The sequence below is a fragment of the Glycomyces sp. MUSA5-2 genome (assembly GCF_037034145.1).
Taxonomy (GTDB): Bacteria; Actinomycetota; Actinomycetes; order Mycobacteriales; family Micromonosporaceae; genus Glycomyces; species Glycomyces artemisiae.
This window is the reverse complement of sequence record NZ_JBAGKG010000005.1, coordinates 248,688-273,045: the sequence shown is the minus strand read 5'-3', so window position 1 is coordinate 273,045 and position 24,358 is coordinate 248,688. Positions and strand designations below refer to the sequence as shown.

Here is a 24,358-nt window from a genome sequence, read left to right as displayed (position 1 = left end):
CAATCGGTGGAGGCGAGGGGCCGGGTCGAGCAGCGAGCCCGGCCCCTCGCCGGGGGGTTAGTCCTCAGTGGCGGCGAACTGGTCGCGCAGGGCCCGCGCACGGTCGCGGCTGACGCGGATCGTGCGGCGGATGGATTCGGCAGAGGTGACGTTGATCGGGCGGTTGGTCCCGGGGTCGATCTGGCGGTTCTGGACCGCGGTGGCGAGGTCGGCGAGCACGTCGGCGTCGGACCTGGACTCAGGGGCTTCACCCGACTTGACCTGCACCGGTCCAGGCGCAGTCCGGTCCGAGTCCACCCGGACCGGGGCCGGGCGGGCGGCGACGCGGAAGCCGGGCGCGGGGGCCGCGGCGGGGGCGGGGGTCGGCTCGGTCGAGGCGTCGGCCAGGGCCTGGCGGGTGTTGCCGATCAGCCGCGGCACCAGGTGCGCCGAGATGGCGAGGCCCGCGGGCACGATGGCCCACACGAACGCGGCGGGCCCGACGCCGTCGACCACGATGTGCAGGCCGACGTTGAGCACGAGCGCGACGGTCACGAGGGCGTGCTCCAGGCCCCGGTACGGGTTGGCCTTGCCCTGGTCGACCGCGCCGAGGATCTGGGCGATGAGGATCGCGATGAGCGGGACGGTGAGCAGCGGCTCCACCATCCAGTTGATGAGCTGGGTGCCCGGCGAGAGGACGTCGAGGGACACGCCGACGTTGACCGCGCCGAGGGCGGCGGCGAGGAACGCGGGCAGGACCGCGACCCAGGGGACGAAGCGCTCGGCGGCGGCGAGGCGCACGATCCGCGAGGTCGGGTCCAGAGCCCGGTCGCGGCGCTCCAGGGCCGCGGCGGCGCGGTTCTCCCTGCGGCGGCGGGCCTCTGCCATACGGGCCTCGTGCTCGGCCTGGCGGCGCTCACCCTCGGCGGCGAGGGTCGCGCGGAGCTTGGCGACACCGGCGTTCAGCTCACGCACGGTCGCACGCTGTCCGGCGGCCTGCGCGATGATGTCGCGCGCCTCGGGCTCGGAGATGGCCTCGGCAAGGGCTTCGATGTCGGCCGGAGTGACCGCGGCGGCGCGGCGGATCGCCACACGGGCCGCCTCGGGGTTCGGGCGGGCGAGTTCGCCGGTGTTGCGGCCCTTGGCATCCACGACCGAGGGCCACAGGAACGAGTCCGCGTCAGAGTCCACATCGGCCGCAGTCTCCTCCGCGGCGGCGGGGACCTCGGGGACGGCGGGTGCCGCCGGGGCCGGGACGGCGGCGGGAGCGGGTGCGGGGGTCGGCTCGATGCCGGTGGCGGCGAGGACGGCCTCTTCCAGGGCGGCCCAGTCGCGGCCCGGCTCGTCGGGGCCGGTCACGGTGTTGTCGGTGGTCATCGGTTCCCCTCCGTCGAGGTCGCGAGCAGGTGAGCGGACAGGCGACCGACCTCGGCATCGATGCCGAGGCGGATCGCGGTGGCGGTGAACAGGGCTTCAGCGGCGACGTTCTCGCCGCGGGCCGACAGGGCCAGAGCGGTCGAGGTCTCCTCGATCAGCTCGATGAGCTGGGCGTCGGTGAGCGAGGCGAACGCGGGGAACTCACACGCGGGAGCGGCGGCCCGATCGGCCTGGGAGCGGTTGCGGCGCAACAGGTTCACGGCATCCCCTACGACAGCGAGAACGTCGGGAACCCGGCGGCGAGCGTGTCGCCGAGGGCGCGGTCAATGTCGAAGGCCACGAACCGCTCGGGGGCGGGGTCCGCGAGGTCTCGCTCAAGCTCGGCGAGGTCGGCCTCGATCCGGGGCCACTCGATTTCGATGGCGTCGAGGTCGGACACCGTGGGTTCGGCGTCGAACCAGTCGGGCCGGTCGGGGGTCGCGGTGGCGGTCGTCATGCGGTTCTCCCTGTGTCGAGTGGGGGCGCGATGGCCTCGAACTGGTTCAGTAGACCATACGTCTAGACCACTAGTCAAGCACTCCAGCTCATCTAGGCTGTAAGACCTCTAGTGAGCTAGACTTCCGGCATGAGCGACGGCAACGACAGCAGGAACCCGACCTATCTGCGCATCGCCAATGAGCTGCGCAAACGCATCTTGAGTGGCAAGTATCCGATGGGTACCTACCTGCCGTCTCAGACGATCCTTGCGGACCAGGAGTTCAAGGTCGCGCGGATGACCGTGCGGGCCGCTATCGAAGTCCTGGAGAGCGAGGACCTCGTTCAGGCCATTCAAGGGCGCGGGACCCTCGTCCTTGAACGCGACGGCGTCCCGGCTCCCGTCCCGGCGGAGGTCGATGCTGGGGAAGCCATCCTTGCCCAGCTCGAAGACCTTCAAGCTGAGATCACCGGCCTGTCTGATCGGGTCGCGCGGCTTGAGAGTCGGCAGACTCAAGAGCCGTGACACGCCTCTTAATCCCGCGCACCTGAACTCGCATCGCTTCAATCCGCGCAAGGATCTCTGTCGCTTGGGTGTTCGAAATCTGTGCCATCATGGGACCAAGGTCCCAGGCGGGACAGAAGTTGCCCAGACGTTCTAAGTTGCCTCGTTGACGTTGGCAACTAGGCAACCCCACGATGGAGGGATGAGGTCATTGTTCGCCGAGACGCTGCGTCGCCTCCTCCTAGAACGGGGCTGGTCACAGAACCAGCTTGCCGATGCCATTCCGTGTAACAAGGGCCACCTGTCGAAGCTCATCAATGGTCGGCAGAAGCCGTCCGAGCGTGTTGCCCAACGCTGCGATGAGCTCCTGAACGCCCGAGGCGACCTCATCGGAGCCGCGCACCTTGACGTCGCCGCCGCGCGGGACCTCCGGCCCAACGAGACGGTGGAACTCCTGGAGCGTATCCGCGCGACTGACACGAGCAACACCACCATTGAAGCCCTCCGGTCCACGGTCGAAGACCTCTGTTGCCAGTACGCCACCACCGACCCGACCCAGCTCCGCGCGGAGGGGCACAGGTGGCTTCGTGAGGTCGCTCGGCTGATGAGGCAACCTGTTGGGCTGCAAGCCCACAGGGAGCTTCTGGTCAACGCCGGGTGGCTCGCGCTGCTCATCGGCTGCCTTGAGTACGACCTCGGTATGCGGGCCTCTGCCGAGGCAACCCGCATCATGGCGTCGAACCTCGGCGTCGAGGCCGGAGCGCCTGAGATTCACGGTTGGGCACTCGAAATGAAGGCGTGGATCGCCCTAACCCAGGGTCGCTATCCGGACGTCCTCAACGCGGTTGCCGAAGGCCGCCACCTCGCGGCCGGGCACAATGTTGCCGTCCAGCTCATCGGGCAGGAGGCCAAGGCGCTTGGTCGGCTCGGAGACGTCCAGGGCGTGCGCAGGGCACTGGACGAGGGTGCCGTGATCCTGGAGCGCTTCGAGGCTCCCTCGCGGTCGGACAACCACTTCGCTATCGACCTTCCGAAGTGGCAGTTCTACGCCATGGACGCGTACTCGCAGGCACAGGACTACGACCTTGCGACTCAGTACGCGGGTGAAGTGATCAAGTTCGGGACGACGCCGAACGGCATTGAGATCTCGCCAATGAGGAACCAAGAGGCTCGCCTCGTCCTTGCGATCACGGCCGCTCGGAAGGGCGAGCTTGACCAGGCCATTGAGCAGGCGGACCAGGTCTTCAACTCCGAGCGGAAGTCTCTGCCGTCCCTGCTCATGGTGGCAGGCGAGCTGTCCGGCGAACTCCAGCAGCGATTCCCGGAAGAGAACGCCACCAAGGACTTCCAGGAGCGCCTGCGGGCCCTCGCTGGGTAAGCCGGTCCCCCGGCTTGTGTTCAAACTTTCTCTACTGGATCAAGGGCGCGCAAGCGCGCCTGGCGGGCGGCGCTCGGGGCGGGCGTGCGGCTGGCGCCGGTCCCGCCCGACGCCGCCGCCGACGAACGCAACGACCTGAGCAGGGTGAGCGCGGGGCGCTTGGGCAGCGACAGGGGACTCAGGGAACTCCGCTCCGAGATCGACTTGCCGCAGCGCTCATGTCGACGTAGCCCAGTTCGCCATCGTGAGCGAGACCGAAATGGACGTAGTCCGCCGCCGCCGTGGAAGCGGACCGTGGCGGTCGGCGGCACCGCCGAAGGTGGGCCCCGCGGTACTCGGCGTCGACTCCGTCGCCGCCTTCGGCAAGGTGGCGAGTCCGTCATGGCCGAGGTCGAAACATAGTGGTCTAGACGTCTAGTTCAATGGCATGGAAAAGGTCAGGGGTTCGAATCCCCTAAGCTCCACAAACAGGACATTAGGGATCATCTTATTGATGATCCCTTGTTTGTTGCCCTAGCATGCGTGGGCGGTTGTGGATCCCCTCGGCTTCGGCCCCGTCCTCGCTGGCCGCCTTGCCGAAGGCGCCCGCATGGAACCGGGCGCCCCGATGGCGAGGGCGAGCCACGGACCGCCGCAGACCACCGTCAGGGCCGTCGCGCAGACCACTCCGATGAGGATGCTCTGCCGCTTCATTCCCATTGCGTTGCCTTGTCCTGCAACCGGTAGCGGCCATGGCCTCGGTGGGCGACCAGGCGGGCGTCGACGAGGCGGTTGAGGACGAACGCGGTGACGTCGGTGGAGCCCTCGACCAGGGCCGCGGCGTCCTGGAGGCTGAAGTCCGCGTCCGGGACCGTGCGCAGCCGGGAGAGCAGGCGCTTCGCCTCGACCGGGAGCCCTTCGACCGGCGGATCGGCGCTCGCCGCCCATGGCGCCCAAGTGCCTTCGAGCGTGCTGGTGGCGACGCGCATCAGGCGGTCGTCGGCGCCTAGGACCGACCGGTGGACCCGCTGGAGCAGCTGACCCGGTTCGACGCCGAGTTCGGCGATGAGCCGTTCGCGGTGGGTGCGGTAGACCGCGAGCGCCTCGGCCTGGCGGCCCGCGCGGTAGTGGGCGAGCATGAGCAGCACGGCGAACCGCTCGATGTGCGGGTGGATGCGGGCGAGTTCGGTCAGCGGTGCGATGGCCCCGTGGTGCCGCCCCAGGTCGAGGTTCATCTCGTGGAGCGCCTGCCGGGCGACGAGGCGCTGGTCCGTGAGCCGGTACGCCTCGGCCGCGATGAGGCGGGAGGGCTCGATGTCGGCGTAGGGTTCGCCCCGCCACAGCGCCAGTGCCGCTTCGACCCGCTCGATCGACGCTTCGAGCGATCCGGCGTGGCGGTCGAGGCGGGCGCGCTCGTACAGCTCGGAGAAGCGGAGGGCGTCGAACTCGTCGGCGGTGACGTCGATGCGGTACCCGGCCGGGCCGCGGGCGATCTGCCCGGTGCCGCCGAGGACTTTGCGCAGGTGGTGGACGTGGACTTGGAGGGTGGCGTTCGCGCTCGGCGGGGGCGCCCCGGTCCACAGGGCCGCGGCCAGCTCATCGACCGTGACGTCGCGGCCGCACTGCGACAACAGGACGGCGAGCAGGCGCCGCCGCAGCGGCGGGAGGCCGGACCCGGTCGCGTCCACGGGGTGAATGTGCAAGGGCCCCAAGACCTTGAATTGATATCCGTCTGTCATGCCGTGTCAGTTCCGTACGGTCGGGGTCGGCGAAGGGCCAACATACCCGGCCCCGACCGGCCCGACCACGGCGATCCGCGACAAGCGAACGGCAAGCGCGCCTCCCTAGGCTTCCGGTTTCACATTCGCCGAAGGAGGGGTTTTGAGCTGGTACATAGGGGCGCTGCGCAAGTACGCGGTGTTCTCGGGGCGCGCCCGTCGCAGAGAGTTCTGGATGTTCGCGCTCTGCAACTACATCATCGGGATTGCCTTGTGGGCGTTCGTCGCTGCGATCGCGGGGCTGGATATTCTGCTGGGCCGCATCGACTCCCCGGTCCTGGCGGTCGTCGCGTTCGCCCCGCTGGTCGTCTACGAGCTTGGGATCATCGTCCCGTCCCTCGCGATCATGGTCCGCCGACTGCACGACCGGGGCCACTCCGCCTGGTGGATGCTCCTCAGCCTGGTCCCGTACGCAGGCATTGTTCTGCTGATCTTCGCGATGCTCGACGGCCAGCCGCACCCGAACCGCTACGGCCCCAGCCCGAAACACGTGCCCGCGTACTACCCGTTCCCCTATCCGGTCCCGCCCGGCCACCACCCGCACCGGTGACCGCCGACCACGCGCCGGTCGTGCCCGGCTACCGCGACCTGCAGATGGTCGCCCGCGGGTCGAGCGCCGTCGTCTACCGGGCGGTGCAGGAGCGCCTTGACCGGACCGTGGCGATCAAGGTGCTGCTGGTCGACGGCGACATGACGACCGCCGAGTCGGTGGCGAAGGAGCTGGAGACCACGGTCCTGCTCTCCGACCACCCGCACATCGTCTCGCTCATCGATACCGGGGCGACCTCCGACGGGCGCCCCTGCATCGTCATGGAGTACTGCGGGGGCGGCTCGTACGGGGCGATCCTCAAGGAACGCGGGCCGCTGCCGGTCGAGGAGGTGGTGGAACTCGGTGTGGCCGTCGCCGGTGCGCTCCAGGCTGCGCATGATGCGGGGATCCTCCACCGGGACGTGAAGCCGCAGAACGTCCTCCGCGGCCGGTACGGGCCCGCGCTGGCGGACTTCGGGATCGCCCGCGCGCCCGAGGCGCTGCTGCGGGCGCCGCAGACGGCCGCCAGCGACCTGTACAGCCTCGCCGCCTCGATGTGGCACCTGCTCGCGGGGTTCGCGCCGTTCGCCGAACCCGAGGGCGGGACCGACCCGGAGGTCCACCGCGCCAAGGTGGTCGGCGGTGCGGTGCCACCGCCGCTGCCGCGGGAAGACGTGCCCGCGTGGCTGGAGTCGCTGCTGGCGCGGGCGCTCGCGCGCGATCCGGCCGACCGGCCTGAGTCCTGCCGGGCCTTCGCCGAGGCGCTGCGGCCTGGGTCGTCCGCGGCCGCGGAGGACCCCGAGCGAACGGTGTTCGTGCCTGCGGCGGAACCGAACTCGCCGTTCGCGCCGGACCGGTCCGCGCCGTTCACGCCGCCGCGACCGATCGAACCGGTGCGGCTGGTCCGCCCGCCGGGGCGGCGGCCCGAGCTGTACCCGGTGCTCACGGCCCTGGTGGTCACACTGGTGATGGTGCTCGGCGGGGTCGGCATCGTCCTGGCGGTCGCGGCGAGTGCGGACCGGGACGAGGCCGCCGAACCGTCCGCCGCCGTCTCCGAGTCCGGGTCGGAGTCCGCGGCGCCGACTCCCTTGGAGGACATCGAGATCAGCCTCGTCGACGTGTCGCACTCGTCATTCACGGTCTACACCAGCGCCCCGGCGGGCGCCTTCCAATGCGTGCTCACGGTCGACGAGACCGACATCGAGGTACGCGGCGACTGCAACGAGATCACCGCGGAAGGCCTGCGGGCCAGCACGGCCTACGTGTTCACCCTCGACATCGAAGGCTCCGACCAGGCGCCGCTGATGGACTTCGTGTCGACCACATGGGTGCTCGGGCAGATCGAGATGGACTGCCCTGAAACCGTGGAGAGCTGCGGCGACATCTCCGTCTACTCCGGACCCGACGTGACCGACACGATCGGTGCCACCGGGCCCGGCGACTCGTTCTACCTGTACTGCTACGCAGAGGGCGATGAGGTCTTCAGCCCTCGTTCCGCGGAGCACGACCTCGACCTCCACCCGGGCAAGGACGACTCGAACCTGCTCATCGCCCTCGACTACCTCGGGGAGACCGGCTACGTGCCGTTCATCTGGACCCTCGTCGACCCCGACCGCCCGAACGACACCGGGCCGCTCGCGGCCTGCTGACCGAAGGAGCCTCCTTGCGCCGCAATACTGTTCGCCTGGCCCTCGCGGCGCTCGCGTTGTCCTTCGCGACCGCGTGCGGCGCCGAGGACGCCGCGGACGCCGGCCCCGAACCGACCGGAACGAGCGCGGCCCCGTCACCGCCGCCGGAGACCCCCTCCGGCATCGAGACGACCCTCAGCGGCGACGGCCTGCCGCCCTACGACGGCTGCGGCGGCCGCATCGCCGAGCTGACCGCGTTCAGCACCGTCGCCGAACAGGACCCCGCCGACCTCGCCGCGCTCGCCGCGGAATGGGACGCCCACGCAGAGACCACCGTGGACGAAGCACTCGCACTCACCGCCCGGGACGTCGCCGACCTGCTCCTCCACGCCGTCGACAACCAGGACCTGTACTACCCCGGTACCGCCGAGTCGCTCGCGCTCGTCGCCGCCCTGGACGACTACGCCATCGCGTGCGACGACGTCGGGCGGTGAGCGAATGTCGTGCAAGGAGGACGCTCGGTCTCACTCCGGCATGCCTGTCAGCCGTGCGGTCCGTTCCCAGAGGCGGTCGCAGCGTTCGGGGTCGGTGGTGTGGGGCGCGGTGGGGGCGGGTGTGCGTTTGACGTAGAAGCGTCCGGTGGTCGATGCCAGTGCCGGATCGGTTGCGAGCCAGGTGGGGGTGTCGGCGCCGACGTCGGGGCCGCCGGGGGAGACCAGGGCCGAGGCTGCGGCGAACGCGCGGAGGGCGCCGCGCATGGTGCCTTCGCCGAGGCGGGTGCCGCGGATGATGCCCGGGTGCGCGCCGTTGACGGTGATGCGGGTGTGCTTGAGCCTTCGGGCGAGCGCGTAGACGAGCATGGCGTTCATGTTCTTGGTGCGGGCGTAGGCGGTGGCAGGTCGGAGGCTGGGCAGGCGGCCCAGAGCGCGGACGTCGCGGCATTCGAGGTCGTCGAGGTCGACCGGCATGGGGGCCAAGGCGCGCGGGGAGGCGCCGACGATCACGAAGCGCGCGGGGCGGTCCCCGATCGGTTCGATCAGCGAGCGCAGGAGGACGTAGGGCGCGAGGTGGTTGACCGCGAGCGTGCGCTGATGGCCTTCGGGCGTCCGGTCGTCGGGGTCGGCGACCACTGCGGCGTTGCTGACCACGATGTCGGGCGCCGCCTCGGCGAGGCGGCCGGCGAGGGCGCGCACCTCGCCGAGCAGCGCGAGATCCGCCTGCTCTGCAAGCAGATCGGCATCGGGGACGGCCGCGCGGATGCGGGCGCCCGCCTCGTCGAGGCGGCGCGTGCTGCGACCGACGAGGACGACCCGCATTCCTGCGGCGGCGAGATTGCGGGCGATCGCTTCGCCGATGCCGGAGGTGGCGCCGGTGACCACGGCGTTCATGGTGTCGGACATGGGATTCGGTCCTTTCCGTTCGCGGCGGCACCGCATGTTAGGTTGACAATGTCAACCTAGATCGGATGGTTGACGTTGTCAACCTGAGGAGGTTCGGTGAACCGCACCCGCGAGGCGCTGATCGATGTGGCCGCCCGACTGCTCGACGAGGGCGGGACCGACGCGGTGACACTGCGGCAGGTCGGGCACGGTGCCGGCGTGTCCCATAACGCGCCCTACAAGCACTTCGCGGGCAAGGAGGCGCTCCTGGCGGCGGTCGCCGCGCGCGAGCTGCAAGGACTGCGCACGGCGATGGAGCGGGCGGCCGAGGGGCAGCGACCCGGGGACGCCCTGCGGACCGTGCTCGTCGACTACGCGGCTTGGGCGCTGCGGTACCCGGCGCGGTTCAAACTCGTGTTCGGGCGCTGGAGCATCGAATCCGATGAGCTCGCCGAGGCCGCGACTGCGGCCAACGCCGCCTTCGTCGACCTCGTCGCCGCCGCGCAGCGCGACGGGGAGCTTCCGGCGGGGGATGCGGTTCGGTTGGCGGCGTTGATCCGCGCGCTCGCGCACGGGGCCGCCGACCTCGCGCTCGCGGGGCACCTCGCCGGGGAGCGCAAGGGCGCCGTCGAGCCCGGAGACCTGGTCGAAGATCTGCTCGGCTATCTCAAATCGCGTTAGCGGGGCACGCGGAGGAGCAGGTGGTCGGTGAGGGTTCGGGGGCCCGGCTGGGGGTGGAGGTGGCCGGTCTTGATGAGGGCGGTCATGAGGTCCCAGATGAGTTCATGGGCGAGCACGAGGACGGGTTCGTGACGGCCGGTGTCGGGGAGCGCGGCGGCGAGGGCTTGGGCTTCGGGGTCGGACTGGAGTGCTCGGGCGATGGTGTCGGCGATGGCGAGGCTGCGGTGGTGGAGTTCGTCTTCCCCGGTCAGCACCGGGACGGCGCCTTGGGAGTGCGGGTCGGAGAGCAGGGACTGACCGGCGTCTGAGCGGGCGAATTCCCATAGGGCGTTGGAGGTGGCGTCGGTCCAGACCATGACCAGGGTTGCGGCGGAACCGGGGACCTCGTTGACGCCGGCGGTGTTCTCGCGGGGCGGATGGAGGGCCCAGAAGGCGCCGTTCCAGTAAGGGCGTTCGACGCTGAGTTCGGTGGTGGGGACGAGGCCGTGTGCGCGGAGGCGGTCCCAGAGGAGGCCGTCGACGGCGTGGCCGAAGACGACGGTGAAGTCGTGTGCAGTGTGGCCGCGGCGGCGCAGCTCGGTGGTGATCGCCTTGACGCCGCCGGTGAGGCGGGGTGCGAGGGTGTCGGCGAATGCCCGGATTCGGGGGCGGAGTGCGCCGAGGAGGTCGGGGCCGATCACCGGGAAGGCGGTGGTGACGACCTCGCCGTCGATGGTGATCAGGTCGTAGGCGCGCAGCAGCGCGAGCTGGCTCTGCGAGGCGCTGACTCCCCGGGCGTGCAGCTCGGACATGGTGATTCCGTTGCGGGCGTGGTAGAGCAGGGCGCCGTTGTCGTCCATGGCGACCACCGAGTGCGGGGTGCTGCGGGCGCCGAGCGCGAACGCGTGGAGGCCCCATCGGGCGAGGTCGGCAGGCGCGTCGGTGCGGTCATCAGACATGCGGACATTCTCCCCGTTCAGGTTTCGCGGAGGCCGATGCGGGGGAACGCCCCGCCCAGCATCGTCTCCGGCCGGCTCACCGCCGCCCAGGCGACCGCCGTCAGGTTCCTGCCACGGCGGGCCGGGATCGCGATCGCCAGCGGCTTCACCTCCGCGAAGCCCGCCGCGTGACACCGTGAGGGAGCCGGCGGCCAGTTCCCTGAGATCCTGCGACTCAAAGGTTCGGGGCTCGGTCCCGTGCAGCTCGCGGGAACGGCCGACACGGCCGCCGGCCGACGTGGCGTGCCTTAGAGGAGCGAGCAGACGACGGCGGCGAAGTCCTCCGCGAGCGGGTTCCCGGCCCGCCAGGCGAGGGCGACGCGCAGCGGTTCGGCGTCGGCGAGCGGGACCCACACGAGGTCGGGGCGGGCGTAGTAGGCGGCCATCGACTCGGGCGCGAAGCACACCGCCGCGCCCTCGGCGACCTGTTCGAGCATCTCCTCGACGTTGTCGTTCTTCGGGCCCCACCGGGGCTCGCTGCCGTCGGGGCGGGGGTTCACGGCCCACCAGTCGACCCACTCGCGCGGCGCCTTGTCCGTCCACATGAGCGGCTCCGCGTTCGTCTCCAGGACGGACACCGCGTCGCGGTGCGCGAGGCGGTGGCCCGCGGGGACGCCGAGCACGCGCGGCTCGGTGCGGACGAGGACGCTCTCGCAGCCGGTCAGGTCGGCCGGGAGCCACACGAACGCGGCGTCGACCGCGCCCTCGCGCAGGGCCGCGGCCTCGCCGCCCCAGTCGAACCGCTTGGGCACCACCCGGACCCCGGGGCGGCGGCGCGCGAACTCGGCGCGGGCGCGCGTGGTCAGCTCACCGGCGCCGCTGGCCTCGAACCCGACCCGCAGGACCCCGCCCGTGCGGTGCCGTTCGGCGGCCGCGGCCACCTCGTCGGCTGCGGCGAGGGCCGCGGCGGCGGCGTCCAGGACGTCGGCGCCCGCGGCGGTCTGCTCGACGCCGGCGGGGGTGCGGTCGAACAGCCGCACCCCCAGCTCGGCCTCAAGCCCCTTGAGGGCGTAGGAGAGCGCGGGCTGGCTGACGTACAGCGCCTTCGCGGCCCTCCCGAGGTTCCCGTGCTCGGCGATGGCCGCCAGATACCGCAACTGCCGCAGCTCCATGCAGCGATCATAAGCCGCCTTTATGGCCCGGTCGGAAACCGGTATTGGACGCCCCGAGGGCCCCAGGGGGATAAAGGACCGGCACACCGACGGAAGGAAACCCCGTGGACACCGAACCCACCCGCACCGCCGAGGGCCGCGTCTGGCTGGTCACCGGCACCTCCTCCGGCTTCGGCCGGGCGATCGCCGAGGCCGCGCTCGCCGCGGGCGACACCGTGATCGCGACGGCCCGCCGCCCCGAGGACCTCGACGACCTCGCCGCCGCCCATCCGGGCCGGGCCGTGCCCGTGGCCCTGGACGTGACCGACCCCGCCCGCGTGCGCGCGGTCGTCGCCGAGGCGGTCCTCTGGTACGGCCGCATCGACGTCCTGGTCAACAACGCCGGCCGCGGCCACATCGGCGCGGTCGAGGAGACCACCGACGCCGAGCTGCGGTCCCTCATGGACCTGCATTTCTTCGGACCCGCGGACCTGGTCCGGGCCGTGCTGCCGCACATGCGCGCCAACGGAAGCGGAGCGATCGTGCAGCTCTCCAGCATGGGCGGGCGCATGTCGTTCCCGGGCGTGGGCGCGTACTCGGCGACCAAGCACGCCCTGGAGGGGCTGAGCGCGGCCCTCGCCGCGGAGGTCCGCCCGCACGGCATCGACGTGCTCGTGGTCGAACCGGGCGCGTTCCGCACCGGCCTGAACGGGGCCGGGCACGTCCAGTCGGCGCCGCTCGACGCGTACGAGGCGACCGTGGGCCCGTTCCGGTCCGCGTTCCCGGACGCGGCCGGGAAGCAGCCGGGCGACCCCGCGAAGGCCGCGGCCGCGATCCTCGCCGCGCTCGCGGCCGACACCGTCCCGCTCCGGCTGGTCCTGGGCGCGGACGCGGCCGACGCGATCGGCGCCGAGCTCAAGGAGCAGCAAGCCGAGTTCAGCGAGTGGGAGCCGGTCGCCCGCGCCACCGACTTCGACTAGCGGACGGTCGGCGGGGCGCCGAGCGGCTGCGGGTCGCTCCGGCGCGCGTCACGCAGCGGCCGCGGCCGGTTCAAGGCGGCCGCGGAGCGCGGTCCCGGTTTCCAGGACGTTGTGTAGATGTCGTTGCGGTTAAAGGAAACTGGCCGTCTGGTGGCGCGGGCGGGAATGCGATACGGTGAGGGATCTTTAGCGTTCACCTGGCGCGCCCCGAGGAGATGACCGTGGCCGGACTTCAGATCGATCCCGAGGGGATGCGGCGGTCCGCCGACGGACTGGACGCCGCGAAGGACGAGGTCCAGGCGCTGCTGGACCAGTTCACGGCGGCGCTCGCGGAGTACGCCGACGCGTTCGGCGGGGACATGGTCGGGTCGATCGCCGGACCCGCGCACGAGGAGTGCGTCGCGGTCGCGACGGAGTGCTTCACGTCGAACATCGAAGCGCTGGAAGCGTACTCGCAGGACCTCCGCGAGATGGCCGACGAGCACGAGGCCAACGACGCCGAGGTCGCCAAGAGCTTCACGACCATCCACGGCGGACTCAAACCCTGAGCCCTTCCGCCTCGGCCCCTGGACCCTTCCCACCCCCAACCCCCTTGCTCCCCATGCGGAGAGGAGTCGCCAAATGGGCATGCAGCTGCCCTCCGAACTCATCACCCTGCTGGGGGTGCTCGGCTACGAGTGGCCCGAGTCGGACGAGGAGAAGATCTTCAACCTCGCGGGCGAGTGGACCGGCATGGCCGACCAGGTCGCCGGGCGGGTCGAGTCGCTGGACGCGGCGGCGCGGTCGCTCATCGAGGGGAACTCGGGCGCCGACATCGACGCGTTCCGAGCCGACTGGGAGCACGAGGAGTCGGCGCTGCGGAACATCGCCGACGTCGCCGACCCGACGAACGAGATCACCATCGGGCTGATGGTCACCGCCGGGATCATCCTGGCGCTGAAGATCAGCGTGATCGTGCAGCTGGCGATCCTGGCGTTCCAGATCGCGCAGGCCATCGCGTTCGCGGCGGTCACGTTCGGTGCGTCGCTGGCGCAGATCCCGATCTTCAAGAAGATCACCGGGCTCATCATCGACCAGCTCATGGACCGGGCGCTGAGCGCGGTGCTCAATGGGTAGCTCCAGTTCCAAGATGAGCGGCGCGGGCAAGGCCGTCGGGACCATCATCAACAAGGCCGCGAAGCTCCCGAAATCGTTCCGGAAGGCCGTGAGCCGCAAGAAGAAGCCGGGCGACACGAGCGCGGCGCCGGACCCGAGGACGACCGCGCCGACGCCGGACGCCCCGAAGGGCTGGACGCACCCGAAGCACCCCGAGGTGAAGCTGAGCCCCGAGGACAACGCGGCCGTGGACCGGTTCCTGGCCCGTTCGCGGGACGCCGAGTCGCGGATCACCCCCAAGATGGACGAGATCGCCGCCGCCAACGACTCGAAGCTCATCGGGCGCGACCACCGGCTCAAGACCGAGGACTCGCTGAAGGAAAAGGTCGCGAGGATCCAGCGGCGCAACCCGGACGCGACCGCGGACGACGCGATCGCCGAGATCAACGACTCCGTCAGGTACACCCTCGGGCACGCCGACGACAAGTACACCGACGGCGTCAAGAACGCCCAGCAGACCCTCAAGGACGCCGGGTTCGAGCCCGACCCGAAGCAGTACAAGTTCAAGTGGAACCAGGACGGCAAGTACCAGGGCATCAACACGACCTGGCGCGATCCCGAGACCGGCACCCAGTTCGAGGTGCAGCACCACACCGACCAGAGCTTCTGGGCCAAGGACGAGGGCACGCACGATCTGTACGATCAGATGAAGGTCCTCGACGACGCCGACCCGCGCAAGGCGGCGCTCGACGCGGAGCAGAAGAAGATCTTCAACGAGGTGCCGCATCCGAGCAACGTGCAGGACCTGAAGACGTTCGATGGGAGTTTCGGTGGAGGATCTTAGGTACTTCGTGATGGTGAGCCACCGCTGGCCGAGGTCCAATCCCGCGGGGTTCCTGCGCAAGTACCGCGAGGGCGGGAAGGGCTGGAGCGAGGAGTACGACTTCGCGAAGCCCGGCTGGGTGCGCACCACGTTCTTCCTGGACTACGACCGCGGCCACATCGACTACGACTACGAGGAAGTGCCCGCCGCGGAGGCCGAGGCCCTCATTGAGGAGAAGCGCCGCCGCAAGGCCGAGCGCGACCGCCTCCAGGGCGCCTGAGCGGACGGCGGGTTGCGCTCGCCGCGCTGAAGCCCTAGGAATGGGTGATGGACTACAGCAGCACGGGGCGGCGCATCCTCGACGGCATCCGGTACATGACGCTCGCGACGGCCAGTGCGGACGGGCGGCCGTGGGCGACGCCGGTGTGGTTCGCGCACAACGGGTACGAGGAGCTGTGGTGGGTCTCGCGGCCGGGCTCGCGGCACTCGCTGAACCTCGCAGTGCGGCCGCAGGCCGGGATCGCGGTCTTCGACTCGACGGTCCCCATCAGCACCGGCCAAGGCGTGTACGTCGAAGCGGTCGCGGGGGAGGCGGCCGAAGCCGACCTCGCACGCGGGCTCGCGGTGTACTCGCGGTGCGCGGAGGCCGAGGGCGGCCGCGCCTGGGGCCTGGACGACGTCACGGGCGCGGCGCACCTGCGGCTCTACCGCGCGCAGGTGGTCGAGGCGTTCGTGCTGTCCCCCAAGGACGAACGGGTCCCGGTGGACCTCGCCTCGCGGTGAGTCAGTCCTGCGGGAGGAACGCTTCGAGGCGGGTCTCGTGGGGGCGGAAGCCCTCGCGTTCGTAGAAGCGGAGCGCGGCGGTGTTGGCGGTGTACGCCGTGACCGAGAGGCGTTCCGCCCCTTCGGCTCGGGCCCAGTCGCGGAATGCGGCGAGCAGAGCGCCGCCCGCTCCGGCGCCGCGGTGGGCGGGGCGGACGTACATGCTCACGAGCACCGCGACCGGGACGGTGCGCATCGCGTCAGCGGGGCGGAGCGCCCCGGCGAGGTAGCCCGCGTGGTCGGGCGCGGCGGCGACGAGCAGGAGGTTGCGGTCGTCGCCGAGCTGGGATTCGAGCCAGGCGCGGGCGTGGAGGGCGGGCCAGGCCTGGTCGATCGTGGGTTCGCGGGTGCCGGAGTCCTCGGCGAAGAGGGCGGCGACGTCGGCTTCGATCAAGGGGAGGTCGGCGAGCGCCGCGCGGCGGACGGTGAAGCGGGCCATCGTTCGAGGGTAGGTCGAGAATGACGGATCGTCTACTATGGATTTATATATCGGCGGTCGTGGAGGAGGGCGGCGAAGCCGTCGAGGTGGCGGGCGAGGGTGTAGTCGAAGAGGGCTTCGAGGTCGGTGAAGGCGTCTTGGGGCGCGGCGGCGAGGAGGGGGAAGTCCTCGGCGGACAGGAGCGTGTCCGTCTGAGGGCGCTGGGACCGGTGCCAGTGGTCGAGGGAGACGCCGGTCTCGATCTCGGCGTCGGCTTCGGCGGCGAGCGCGAGGGCGGCGGTGTTGACGAGGGCGTGGAGGGCGAGGGCTTCGCGGGCGCAGGTGCGGGGCGAGAGGCCGAGGCCGTCGAGGGCGCGGAGGGTCCATTCGGTGTAGGCGGCGAGGGCCGGGACGAGGAGGGGCCGGGTGAAGGAGACCGCGCGGGCGGCCCAGAGGTGGCGGCGGTAGAGGTCCCATTGGAGGCGGGCGATCGCGTAGAGGCCGCGGCGCCAGTCGGCGGCGGGCTCGGGGAGGGGGCGTTCGGCGGCGATCTCCTCGATCATCGCGAGGAGGAGGTCCTCCTTGGTGGCGACGTGGCGGTACAGGGACATCGGGCCGACGTTCAGGTCGGCGGCGACGCGGCGCATCGTGACCGCTTGCAGCCCTTCGCGGTCGGCGATGTCGACGGCTTGCCTGCGGATACGGGGGAGGGTGAGGGGAGGGGGCAGGCTGCCCTTGCGGGCGGGCCGCACCTTCGGGGCGGGACTCTTGGCGGGCACCGGCTTCGCCCGGTCGCTCACGACCGTTCCGGCGCCGACCTTGGTGACCACCAGGCCCTCGTCGCGCAGCACCGCCATCACCCGGTTCGCCGTCGCGGTCGCGACGCCCCAGCGCTGCGCGATCTGCCTGACGGACGGCACCCGGTCCCCCGGGCGCAGGTCGCCCGCGGCGATGCCCGCTCGGAGTTCCGCGGCGATCTGGCGGTACGGCGGTTCCATCCCGCCAGTGTACTAGGTCATTCATCTCCGGACTAGCACACTTTCCCACAGCTGTGCCTTTCATTGCACCGTTTCCCGTGTGAGCCTGGGTTCCGTGAACATCGATACAGTGTACGCATCCGACGCCGGCGGACTCGTCGGCGTGCTCTCCTCGGCGTTCGCCGCCGATCCGCTCGCCGCATGGCTGTTCCCCGACGAGGGCCGCCGGGCGGCGTATCAGGAGGGGTTCTACCGGTCGCTGCTCGGCCGTCCGCGGGCCGAAGCCCACGTCGCCGGGGCCGAGGGCGCTGCACTCTGGCTGCGGCTCGACCGGGGCGAACGGCTCGACGCGGGCAGCGCGCCTCCCGGCGGGCCCCTCGCCCGGTTGTTCTCGCTGGGCGCCGCGCTCGGCGAGCGGCATCCGGTCGACCGGCCGCACCTGTACCTCGCGGTCATGGGCGTGGTCCCCGCGTCGCAGGGCCGCGGGATCGGGTCGGCGCTGCTGCGGCACGGGCTGGCGCTCGCGGACCGGGACGGGCTGCCCGCGTACCTGGAGGCGAGTTCACCGGGCAGCCGGTCCCTGTACCTGCGGCACGGGTTCGCCGACCTCGGCGGGCCGGTCCGGGTCGAGGGCGCGCCGCCCGTCCAACCGATGCGGCGGGAACCCGCCGCTGCCGATTCGTAAGGAGCACAATCCATGTCCAATCCCACCGTCGTGCTGGTGCACGGCACGCACGTCTCGTCGTTCAGCTGGGTCGGGCTCACCTCCGAGCTCACCCTGCGCGGGTTCCCCACGGTCGCAGTGGATCTGCCCGGGCACGGGGTCGACGGGTTCTACCCGCGGTCGTACCAGGCGCCGCAGGACCTTGCGGCCCTTGCCAAGGAGCCGTCGCCGCTCGCGGGGCTCACGCTCGACGACTATGCGGAACACACCGTCGAGGTCGTGCGGCGGGCCCGCCGGAACGGGCCGGTCGTGCTCGTCGGCTCCAGCCAGGGCGGGGTCACGTTGAGCCGGGTCGGGAACGCCGTGCCCGAGCTGGTCGACCGCCTCGTCTACGTGGCCGCGTACTGCCCGGTCGAGCTGCCGAGCATGGCCGCGTACCTCGCGGAGCCGGAGAACGCGGAGAGCCTCATCGCCAAGGTCACCGCGGCCGTCGCCGGGGACCCGGCCGAGCTCGGGGTGGCGCGGGTGAACTGGCGGACCGCCGACCCGGTGCTGCTGGACGGCATCCGCGAGTGCCTCGCGGGCGGGTTCGGCGACGAGGAGCTGCTGCGGGCGCTCAACCTGTTCCAGCCCGACGAGCCCGCGGCGATCCCCATGGCGGAGACCAGGGTCGAGGCGGACCGGTGGGGGCGCATCCCGCGGACGTACGTGCGGTTCACCGAGGACCGGCTCATCCCGCCCGCGCTCCAGGACCGGTTCATCGCCGAGGCCGACCGGCTGACGCCGGACAACCCGACCGAGGTGCACTCGCTGCCGCTGCCGCACGTCGGGCCGTTCTCGCGGCCGGAGGTCGTGGAGGTCATCGCCGGGATCGCCTCGCGCGCAAAGGAGTAAGGAGCAGTGAGGACGCCCGGGGTCATGCCCCCCGGGCGTCCTCGTTCCGGAACCCTCGGGTTATGCGTAGGTCTCGAACTCGGTGATCTTCGGCGTGCCGGAGGCCGAGGTGATCACGAAGTTGACCTTGGTGAGGGACGTGGCGGTGAAGGAGATCGTGCCCGCCCCGGTGCCGGAGGCGAGGACCGCCCCGGTGTCGTTGTTGACCAGCTGCCACGAGCCGATACGGCCGGTCGCGTCGGAGGCCTCCTTGATGACGACCGTGTCGATCGTCTTCGCGGAGCTCCACTTGACCGAGACGCGCCCGGTGGTGCCGCTCGGGGACCAGTAGGTCGAGGTGGAGCCGTCGATCACGTTGCCGTAGCTGGTGCCGCTGGCCTTCGAGGTGCCGTCGGCGCCCGCGCCGATGCTCAGGTTCGCGCCCGTGGGCGGGTTCCCGGTGGTCGGCGCGTCGGTGGTCGGCGTGGTCGTGGTCGGGCCCGCGGTCGGCGAGGTCACCGAGCAGGAGCCGTCGGAGGTCTTCAGGCCCTTGTTGGCACCAGCGGTCGCGGTCACGATCGACGGGACGCAGCTCGCGTTGTCGAGGCTGTACGAGTACGGGATCGAGACCGTGGTCGTGGAGGTCGGGTTCGGGCCCGCCGGGTGGTTGTCGGTGCCGGGGGACGACCAGGTCACGTTGTCGAAGGTGTTGCCGCTGACCTGCCAGTAGCCCATGAGGTCGGTGTAGAAGGTCCCGAGCGGGTCCTTCGAGTCCTCGAAGTAGTTGTTGTCCACCTTGATCTTCGCGCCGACGCGGGGGTTGATGCCCGACTCGACGATCCCGGTGAAGTAGTTGTTGTAGGTGTGCGCGGTCCCGCCGCGCAGGAGCGGCATGCGCGAGTTCAGGTTCTGGTACAGGTTGTGATGGTAGGTGATGAAGCTGCTCGCGGTGTCGCTGTCGCTGGAGCCGACGAGGCCGCCGCGCTCGGAGTTGCGCAGGATCGAGTAGGAGAGCGTCACGTACTTGGTGTCGTTCTTCAGGTCGAACAGGCCGTCGTAGCCCTCGGACTCGCCGCCGGAGGCTTCGAGGGTGGTGTGGTCGACCCACACGTTGCGGACCGTGCTCTCCATGCCGATGGCGTCGCCGCCGTTGGAGGTCGGGGAGCCGGACTTCTTCACGTTCTTGACCGTGACGTTCTGGATGATGATGTTGCTGGAGTCGCGGATGTGGATGCCGAGCTGGTCGAACGTGGCGCCCGAGCCGACGCCGAGGATCGTGACGTTGCTGATCCCCTTGAGCTCGATGCGGTCCGCGGCGGTGTCGCAGCTGTCGCCGGAGACCTTCGTGGTGTTCCCGTGGTTGATGGTGCCCTCGACCTGGATGATGATCGGGGTGCTGGTCGAGGCCCGGTTGCACAGGGCCGCATGGATCTGCGTGCCGGTGGTGGCGCGCACGACCGCGCCGCCGGCGCCGCCGGTGGTGCCGCCGTTCTGCGTGGCGTAGCCGGTGGCCGCGTTGGACTGCGCCGAGGCGCCGGTGGTCGAGAACGCGATGCCCGCGACGGCCACGGCCATCGCGGCGGCCACCGTGCCGACCTTGAGTGCTAGCGATCGTCTCATCGCCGAGCTCCTAGGGGTTAGGGATTGACATGTTTCAATGAGTCTAAGGAAAGCCCTTTCCGGAAATCAAGGGTTTTGGGCAACCGATTGCACAAGTTTTTCGCGGCGGCGGTGCGAGCGGTCCGAGCGGGCGTCAGCCCAGGTTCTCCAGGGCCTCTTCGGCCGACGCGGCGTGCGCGTCCATCGCCGACCACGGGTCGGCCTTGCGCATGAGGCGGCGGCGGACCTTCTCGGTGGTGTACTTCGCGGGGCGCGAGCGGCCGAGCTCGTCCCAGTCGAGCGGGGTGGCGACGGCCGCGCCGGGGCGGGCGCGCAGCGAGTACGGGGCGATGAACGTCTGGCCGAAGGCGTTCCGGTTGACGTCCAGGAAGATCCGGTCCCCCCGCTTGTTCTTGCGCTGCGCGGTGGTGAGCAGGTCCGGGTCCTCGGCGGCGAGGCGGTCGGCGACCGCGAGGGCGAGCTCGCGGACGGCGTCGAAGCCGGTGGAGCGGTCGAGCGGGGCCGCGACGTGGTAGCCGCGCCCGCCGGTGGCCTGCACGAACGGGGTCAGGCCGATCTCGGTGTAGACGTCGCGCAGGCGCCGGGCGACCGTGTGGAGCACCGTGTGGTCGGTGCCGTCGGGCGGGTCGATGTCGATGACGAGCCGGTCGGGCCGTTCGAGGTCGTCGACGGTGGAGAGCCAGACGTGGAACTCGATCGCGGCCTGGTTCGCGAGGTAGACGAGCGTCGCCGGGTCGTCGCAGACGACGTAGTGGACGGTGCCCCCGTCGGTGCGCGACCGCACCGCCTCGGTGCGGATCCAGTCGGGGAAGTGGTCGGAGGCGTCCTTCTGGAAGAACCCGCTCCCGCCGATGCCGTCGGGGAAGCGGCGCAGCGTGAGCGGGCGGCCCGCGAGGTGGGGGACCATCGCCTCGGCGACCGACTCGCAGTGGTCGATCAGGTCGCCCTTGGTGAGGCCGTCGTCGGGGAACAGGACCTTGTCGAGCCGCGAGACCTTGATGTCGCGGCCCGCGACTGCCACTGTTGCGGCTCTGCCTGGCGCCATGCGGGGCACACCTCCTTGATGCGGAGGTGTACCCGCAGGTCGAAGCCGTAAACGAGCGTCCTATGCCTCCCGTTCGGCGAGCGCGGCGAGCTGCCCGACGACCGTGCCCCAGCCCTCGTGGAAGCCGAGCTCCTCGTGGCGCTTGCGGGACGCGGCGCTGCCGTGGCGCACCAACGCGCGGTACGCGGTGCCCTCGGGGGCGTCGGCGAAGGTGATCTCGGCGGTCATGGCGACCGGCTCGGGCTCGGCCGGGCGCCAGGCGCTGTCGATCGCGTTGGTGAAGACGATGCGCTCGCCGTCCTCGACGACGAGGAACGCGGCGTCCATGTGCGGGATGAACGCGGCGCCGTCCTCGCTCATGCTGGTGACCATCGGGCCGCCGGGCACGGCGTCGAAGCGCTCGACGCGGCACGCGTACGGGGCCGGGAGCCACCACTGCTCGAAGCGGGCCGGGTCGGTCCAGGCCCGCCAGACGGTGTCGCGGGGCGCGCGGATGACGCGCTCGATGACGAGGTCGAGTTCGGTGTTCATTGGTGCTCCTCGGGATCGGTGACGAACTGCTCCAGCCGGTCGGTGCGCGACTCCCAGACCCGCCGCTGCTCGGCGAGCCAGTCGTCGACGAGCGCGAGGCGCTCGCGCCGGAGCGCGCAGGTGCGGACCCGGCCGGTCTTGGCGGTGCGGATGAGGCCGTTCGCCTCCAGGGTCCGCACGTGCTTCATGAAGGAGGGGAGGGTCATCGGGAACTCGCGGGCGAGGTCGCCGACGCTCATCGGGCCGCGCCCGAGGCGGCGGACCACCTCGCGGCGGGTGGGGTCGGCGAGCGCCGTGAACACACCGTCGAGAGCGGTGCCGTCCAGCATCTCCGAATACTGTGCCATAAGGCTAAGTATTACTCGCTGAAACACTTAGTGCAAGGGCTAAGTGTTTTTTGCTAGCGGATGATGAGCCGCGGCTCCACGAGCAGGCCCTTCGGCTCCTGCGCCACGACCTTGTTCCCATCGGGGCCCATGAGCATCTCCAGGATGCCGGCGGCGACGCGCTCGGGGAGCTGCTCGACGCTGGAGATCCCGAGCGCCTCGGCGGCGGCGGTGTTGTCGAAGCCGACGATCGGCAGCTCGGGCCGCCCGGCCTGGACGGCGGCGAGGTGCGCGCCGATCGCGAGGGCGTCGCTGACGCACACGAGGCCGTCGATCCCGTTCGGCAGCAGGGCCTTCACGGCCTCCTGGCCTTCGGCGACGCCGTCCTCGGCGGTGAGCCGCGGGGCGGTCCGCTCCCCCATGGCCTCGCGCCAGCCGCGCTCGCGGTCGCTGCCGCTCTCCGAGCCCTCGGGCCAGCCGAGGAACGCGATGCGGTCCCCGGCCCGGTCGAGGAGGTGCCTGGTGGCGCTGCGGGTCCCGGCGGCGCCGTCGATGTCGACCCACGGGTGGGCTGCGGTGTCGGTCCCCCAGGGGCGGCCGAAGGCCGCGAACGGGACGCCGCGTTCGAGGAGCCGGGCGGCGCGGCGGTCGCCGCGGGAGGTGCCGGTGAGGACGATCGCGTCCACTTCCCCGGCGTCGGCGAGCTCGTCGAGGTGCCGCAGCTCTTCCTCCAGTGTCCTTGCGGCGTAGAGGAGGACGCGCAGGCCCCTCGCCGCGGCGCTCTCGGTCAAGGCGTGGACGAAGCGGTCGAGGACGACGCCGGAGACGCCCCCGGAGTAGGGGTCGAGCTTGACGGCGATCGTGGAGGTGCGCTGGGTGCGCAGGCGCCGGGCGAGGGCGTTCGGGGAGTAGCCGAGGGCCTCGATCGCGGCCTGGACCTTGAGTCGCGTCGACTCCTTCACGATCGAGGGGGAGTTGACGACGTTGCTCACGGTCTGGCGTGAGACGCCCGCTTCGCGCGCGACGTCCCCGATCGTCGCGGCCTTCCGTTCCGCCATTCGGCCCTGTCCCCTCGCACTTGACGTTCGCTCGCGGACGAGCCTATCGTATGATCGTTCCAATAAAAATTGATCGATCCAAAAACGGTCGGTCGATGGATCAAAGGAGATTCACCGTGAGCAGCAGGAGACGCACCGCCCTCGCGGCAGGGAGCGCGGCCGTCGCCGCCGCGCTGGCCCTCGCCGGGTGCGGAGGCCAGGGCTTCGACGACAGCGGCAATGACGACGCGGAGGGCCTGACCTCCTCCGACGACGCGCTGACGATCCTCTACGGCGCCAGCGGCGAGGCCGAGACGCAGGCGATCGAGGCCGCGCTCGCGGCCTGGTCCGAGGAGTCCGGCATCGAGGCGACCGCGGTCGCCGCCACGAACATGGACCAGGAGCTGTCGCAGGGCTTCGCGGCGGGCTCCCCGCCCGACCTGTTCTACCTGGCCCCCGAGAAGCTCGCCGGGTACGCCGCGAACGGCTCCCTCGAACCGTACGGCGACCTGCTCGCGAACAAGGACGACTTCTACCCCGGGCTCGTCCAGAACTTCACGCTCGACGGCGAGTTCTACTGCGCCCCCAAGGACTCCTCGACGCTCGCGCTGGTCATCAACACGGACCTGTGGGCCGAGGCGGGCCTCACCGACGATGACATCCCGACGACCTGGGACCAGCTCGACGCGGCCGCCGCGGCGCTGACGAGCGGCGACACGGTCGGGCTCGCGTTCGGCGCCGAGTACCAGCGGGTCGGGGCGTTCATGGCGGGCGCGGGCGGGCGCCTGGTCTCCGAGGACGGCACGACCGCGGTCGCCGACTCCGCGGAGAACACCGAGGCGCTCGAATACGTCAAGGGCCACTTGGAGGACGGCACGTTCGCCTATGCTGCGGACCTCGGCGCCGGTTGGGGCGGCGAGGCGTTCGGCAAGGGGCTCGCGGCGATGACCATCGAGGGCAACTGGATCACCGGCGGCCTGTCCGCCGACTTCCCCGACGTCAACTACCAGGTCGTGGAGATGCCCGCGGGCCCGGCCGGGCAGGGCACCCTCCAGTTCACGAACTGCTGGGGCATGGCCGCCGACTCGCCGAACCAGGAGGCCGCGCTCGACCTCGTGGAGTACCTGACGAGCGCCGACCAGCAGCTCGCGTTCTCGGAGGCCTTCGGCCCCATGCCGTCCGTGCAGTCCGCGGCCGACACGTGGAGCACCGACAACCCGGAGCTCGCGGCGTTCCTCGCGGGCGCCGACTACGCGACGGGCGTGCCGACCGCGGCCGGCTCCGCCGAGGTGATCGCCGACTTCAACGCGCAGCTCGAATCGCTCGCGGCCGGCGACCCGGCGCAGATCCTCGCGACCGTGCAGGGCAACCTCGAAGCCGTGGTCGGCTGAC

At 71.0% G+C, this 24,358-nt stretch carries 30 protein-coding genes; 16 read left to right on the top strand and 14 right to left on the bottom strand.

What is annotated here, in order from left to right; all coding sequences use genetic code 11:
* Positions 1-57 precede the first annotated feature (57 nt).
* Genes WA640_RS17695 through WA640_RS17685 form a run of 3 tightly spaced genes read right to left on the bottom strand, consistent with a single transcriptional unit; the run spans position 58 to position 1,852 of the window.
* Positions 58-1,356, bottom strand: a complete 1,299-nt coding sequence (locus WA640_RS17695) for a hypothetical protein (protein ID WP_335989292.1) — start codon at positions 1,354-1,356, stop codon at positions 58-60.
* Positions 1,353-1,616 (bottom strand): hypothetical protein, encoded by a 264-nt coding sequence (locus WA640_RS17690; RefSeq protein ID WP_335989290.1) that lies wholly within the window; start codon positions 1,614-1,616, stop codon positions 1,353-1,355. Before WA640_RS17690 ends, WA640_RS17695 begins: the two co-directional genes overlap by 4 nt.
* An 8-nt stretch (positions 1,617-1,624) precedes the next feature.
* Positions 1,625-1,852: a hypothetical protein gene (locus tag WA640_RS17685; RefSeq protein ID WP_335989289.1), complete on the bottom strand. Its 228-nt coding sequence runs from the start codon at positions 1,850-1,852 to the stop codon at positions 1,625-1,627.
* A gap of 129 nt (positions 1,853-1,981) precedes the next feature.
* Between WA640_RS17685 and WA640_RS17680 the strand changes: the two genes are divergently transcribed.
* Both WA640_RS17680 and WA640_RS17675 read left to right on the top strand, forming a co-directional pair.
* A complete protein-coding gene (locus tag WA640_RS17680; protein ID WP_335989287.1) occupies positions 1,982-2,356 on the top strand; it encodes a GntR family transcriptional regulator in 375 nt (124 codons plus the stop codon).
* A gap of 190 nt (positions 2,357-2,546) precedes the next feature.
* On the top strand, positions 2,547-3,713 hold the full coding sequence (locus tag WA640_RS17675; protein WP_335989286.1) for a helix-turn-helix domain-containing protein: 1,167 nt from the start codon (positions 2,547-2,549) through the stop codon (positions 3,711-3,713).
* A 689-nt stretch (positions 3,714-4,402) separates the two neighbouring features.
* On the opposite strand, the gene WA640_RS17670 is transcribed toward WA640_RS17675, so the two are convergent.
* Entirely contained in the window at positions 4,403-5,380 is a 978-nt protein-coding gene (locus WA640_RS17670) for an AfsR/SARP family transcriptional regulator (protein ID WP_335989285.1), read from the bottom strand.
* 193 nt (positions 5,381-5,573) lie between these two features.
* On the opposite strand from WA640_RS17670, the gene WA640_RS17665 reads away from it, so the two are divergent.
* Genes WA640_RS17665 through WA640_RS17655 form a run of 3 tightly spaced genes read left to right on the top strand, consistent with a single transcriptional unit; the run spans position 5,574 to position 8,121 of the window.
* A complete protein-coding gene (locus WA640_RS17665) occupies positions 5,574-6,020 on the top strand; it encodes a DUF805 domain-containing protein (protein WP_335989284.1) in 447 nt (148 codons plus the stop codon).
* Positions 6,017-7,648, top strand: coding sequence for a protein kinase domain-containing protein (locus tag WA640_RS17660; protein ID WP_335989282.1), 1,632 nt, complete (start codon positions 6,017-6,019; stop codon positions 7,646-7,648). The genes WA640_RS17665 and WA640_RS17660 overlap by 4 nt, the downstream gene beginning before the upstream one ends.
* 14 nt (positions 7,649-7,662) lie before the next feature.
* The gene (locus WA640_RS17655; protein ID WP_335989280.1) at positions 7,663-8,121 is read left to right on the top strand and encodes a hypothetical protein; all 459 of its coding nucleotides are present in this window, start codon (positions 7,663-7,665) and stop codon (positions 8,119-8,121) included.
* Between the two features lie 30 nt (positions 8,122-8,151).
* Here WA640_RS17655 and WA640_RS17650 read toward each other — a convergent pair whose 3' ends face one another.
* Positions 8,152-9,027, bottom strand: coding sequence for an SDR family NAD(P)-dependent oxidoreductase (locus WA640_RS17650; protein ID WP_335989278.1), 876 nt, complete (start codon positions 9,025-9,027; stop codon positions 8,152-8,154).
* Positions 9,028-9,123: 96 nt separating this feature from the next.
* Between WA640_RS17650 and WA640_RS17645 the strand changes: the two genes are divergently transcribed.
* Complete coding sequence (locus tag WA640_RS17645) at positions 9,124-9,687, top strand: TetR/AcrR family transcriptional regulator (RefSeq protein ID WP_335989276.1); 564 nt, start codon at positions 9,124-9,126, stop codon at positions 9,685-9,687.
* Here WA640_RS17645 and WA640_RS17640 read toward each other — a convergent pair.
* Entirely contained in the window at positions 9,684-10,625 is a 942-nt protein-coding gene (locus tag WA640_RS17640; protein WP_335989275.1) for a hypothetical protein, read from the bottom strand. The genes WA640_RS17645 and WA640_RS17640 overlap by 4 nt on opposite strands.
* A 36-nt stretch (positions 10,626-10,661) precedes the next feature.
* Here WA640_RS17640 and WA640_RS17635 point away from each other — a divergent pair, with 36 nt between their 5' ends.
* Positions 10,662-10,796, top strand: a complete 135-nt coding sequence (locus WA640_RS17635; RefSeq protein WP_335989274.1) for a hypothetical protein — start codon at positions 10,662-10,664, stop codon at positions 10,794-10,796.
* A 116-nt stretch (positions 10,797-10,912) separates the two neighbouring features.
* Here WA640_RS17635 and WA640_RS17630 read toward each other — a convergent pair whose 3' ends face one another.
* The gene (locus WA640_RS17630) at positions 10,913-11,776 is read right to left on the bottom strand and encodes a LysR family transcriptional regulator (protein WP_335989273.1); all 864 of its coding nucleotides are present in this window, start codon (positions 11,774-11,776) and stop codon (positions 10,913-10,915) included.
* Between the two features lie 104 nt (positions 11,777-11,880).
* Between WA640_RS17630 and WA640_RS17625 the strand changes: the two genes are divergently transcribed.
* The 6 genes from WA640_RS17625 (at position 11,881) to WA640_RS17600 (ending at position 15,436) form a co-directional block, all read left to right on the top strand.
* Positions 11,881-12,735 carry an oxidoreductase gene (locus WA640_RS17625; protein WP_335989271.1) on the top strand — a complete coding sequence of 285 codons (855 nt, stop codon included), beginning with the start codon at positions 11,881-11,883 and terminating at the stop codon, positions 12,733-12,735.
* Positions 12,736-12,956: 221 nt separating this feature from the next.
* Positions 12,957-13,283 (top strand): WXG100 family type VII secretion target, encoded by a 327-nt coding sequence (locus WA640_RS17620; RefSeq protein WP_335989270.1) that lies wholly within the window; start codon positions 12,957-12,959, stop codon positions 13,281-13,283.
* A 73-nt stretch (positions 13,284-13,356) separates the two neighbouring features.
* Entirely contained in the window at positions 13,357-13,851 is a 495-nt protein-coding gene (locus WA640_RS17615; protein ID WP_335989269.1) for a WXG100-like domain-containing protein, read from the top strand.
* Positions 13,844-14,674 carry a hypothetical protein gene (locus WA640_RS17610; protein WP_335989267.1) on the top strand — a complete coding sequence of 277 codons (831 nt, stop codon included), beginning with the start codon at positions 13,844-13,846 and terminating at the stop codon, positions 14,672-14,674. Before WA640_RS17615 ends, WA640_RS17610 begins: the two co-directional genes overlap by 8 nt.
* Positions 14,661-14,933: a hypothetical protein gene (locus tag WA640_RS17605; RefSeq protein WP_335989265.1), complete on the top strand. Its 273-nt coding sequence runs from the start codon at positions 14,661-14,663 to the stop codon at positions 14,931-14,933. Before WA640_RS17610 ends, WA640_RS17605 begins: the two co-directional genes overlap by 14 nt.
* Positions 14,934-14,980: 47 nt before the next feature.
* A complete protein-coding gene (locus WA640_RS17600) occupies positions 14,981-15,436 on the top strand; it encodes a pyridoxamine 5'-phosphate oxidase family protein (RefSeq protein ID WP_335989264.1) in 456 nt (151 codons plus the stop codon).
* A gap of 1 nt (position 15,437) precedes the next feature.
* Here the strand turns inward: WA640_RS17600 and WA640_RS17595 are convergent, their stop codons facing one another.
* Positions 15,438-15,914 (bottom strand): GNAT family N-acetyltransferase, encoded by a 477-nt coding sequence (locus tag WA640_RS17595; RefSeq protein WP_335989262.1) that lies wholly within the window; start codon positions 15,912-15,914, stop codon positions 15,438-15,440.
* Between the two features lie 35 nt (positions 15,915-15,949).
* On the bottom strand, positions 15,950-16,891 hold the full coding sequence (locus tag WA640_RS17590) for a GntR family transcriptional regulator (RefSeq protein WP_335989261.1): 942 nt from the start codon (positions 16,889-16,891) through the stop codon (positions 15,950-15,952).
* A 94-nt stretch (positions 16,892-16,985) separates the two neighbouring features.
* Between WA640_RS17590 and WA640_RS17585 the strand changes: the two genes are divergently transcribed.
* Positions 16,986-17,555 carry a GNAT family N-acetyltransferase gene (locus WA640_RS17585; protein WP_335989259.1) on the top strand — a complete coding sequence of 190 codons (570 nt, stop codon included), beginning with the start codon at positions 16,986-16,988 and terminating at the stop codon, positions 17,553-17,555.
* A gap of 12 nt (positions 17,556-17,567) precedes the next feature.
* Positions 17,568-18,428, top strand: a complete 861-nt coding sequence (locus WA640_RS17580) for an alpha/beta hydrolase (protein WP_335989257.1) — start codon at positions 17,568-17,570, stop codon at positions 18,426-18,428.
* A gap of 60 nt (positions 18,429-18,488) precedes the next feature.
* Here WA640_RS17580 and WA640_RS17575 read toward each other — a convergent pair whose 3' ends face one another.
* From WA640_RS17575 to WA640_RS17555, 5 genes are all read right to left on the bottom strand, one after another.
* Complete coding sequence (locus tag WA640_RS17575; protein WP_335989256.1) at positions 18,489-20,027, bottom strand: pectate lyase family protein; 1,539 nt, start codon at positions 20,025-20,027, stop codon at positions 18,489-18,491.
* Positions 20,028-20,160: 133 nt separating this feature from the next.
* Complete coding sequence (gene ligD, locus WA640_RS17570) at positions 20,161-21,072, bottom strand: non-homologous end-joining DNA ligase (protein ID WP_335989253.1); 912 nt, start codon at positions 21,070-21,072, stop codon at positions 20,161-20,163.
* Positions 21,073-21,132: 60 nt separating this feature from the next.
* Positions 21,133-21,603: an SRPBCC domain-containing protein gene (locus WA640_RS17565; protein WP_335989252.1), complete on the bottom strand. Its 471-nt coding sequence runs from the start codon at positions 21,601-21,603 to the stop codon at positions 21,133-21,135.
* Positions 21,600-21,950, bottom strand: coding sequence for an ArsR/SmtB family transcription factor (locus tag WA640_RS17560; RefSeq protein WP_335989250.1), 351 nt, complete (start codon positions 21,948-21,950; stop codon positions 21,600-21,602). The genes WA640_RS17565 and WA640_RS17560 overlap by 4 nt, the downstream gene beginning before the upstream one ends.
* Before the next feature lie 53 nt (positions 21,951-22,003).
* The gene (locus WA640_RS17555) at positions 22,004-22,987 is read right to left on the bottom strand and encodes a LacI family DNA-binding transcriptional regulator (protein WP_335989249.1); all 984 of its coding nucleotides are present in this window, start codon (positions 22,985-22,987) and stop codon (positions 22,004-22,006) included.
* A 95-nt stretch (positions 22,988-23,082) separates the two neighbouring features.
* Here WA640_RS17555 and WA640_RS17550 point away from each other — a divergent pair, with 95 nt between their 5' ends.
* Positions 23,083-24,357, top strand: a complete 1,275-nt coding sequence (locus tag WA640_RS17550) for a sugar ABC transporter substrate-binding protein (protein WP_442904775.1) — start codon at positions 23,083-23,085, stop codon at positions 24,355-24,357.
* The last annotated feature ends 1 nt before the right edge of the window (position 24,358 follow it).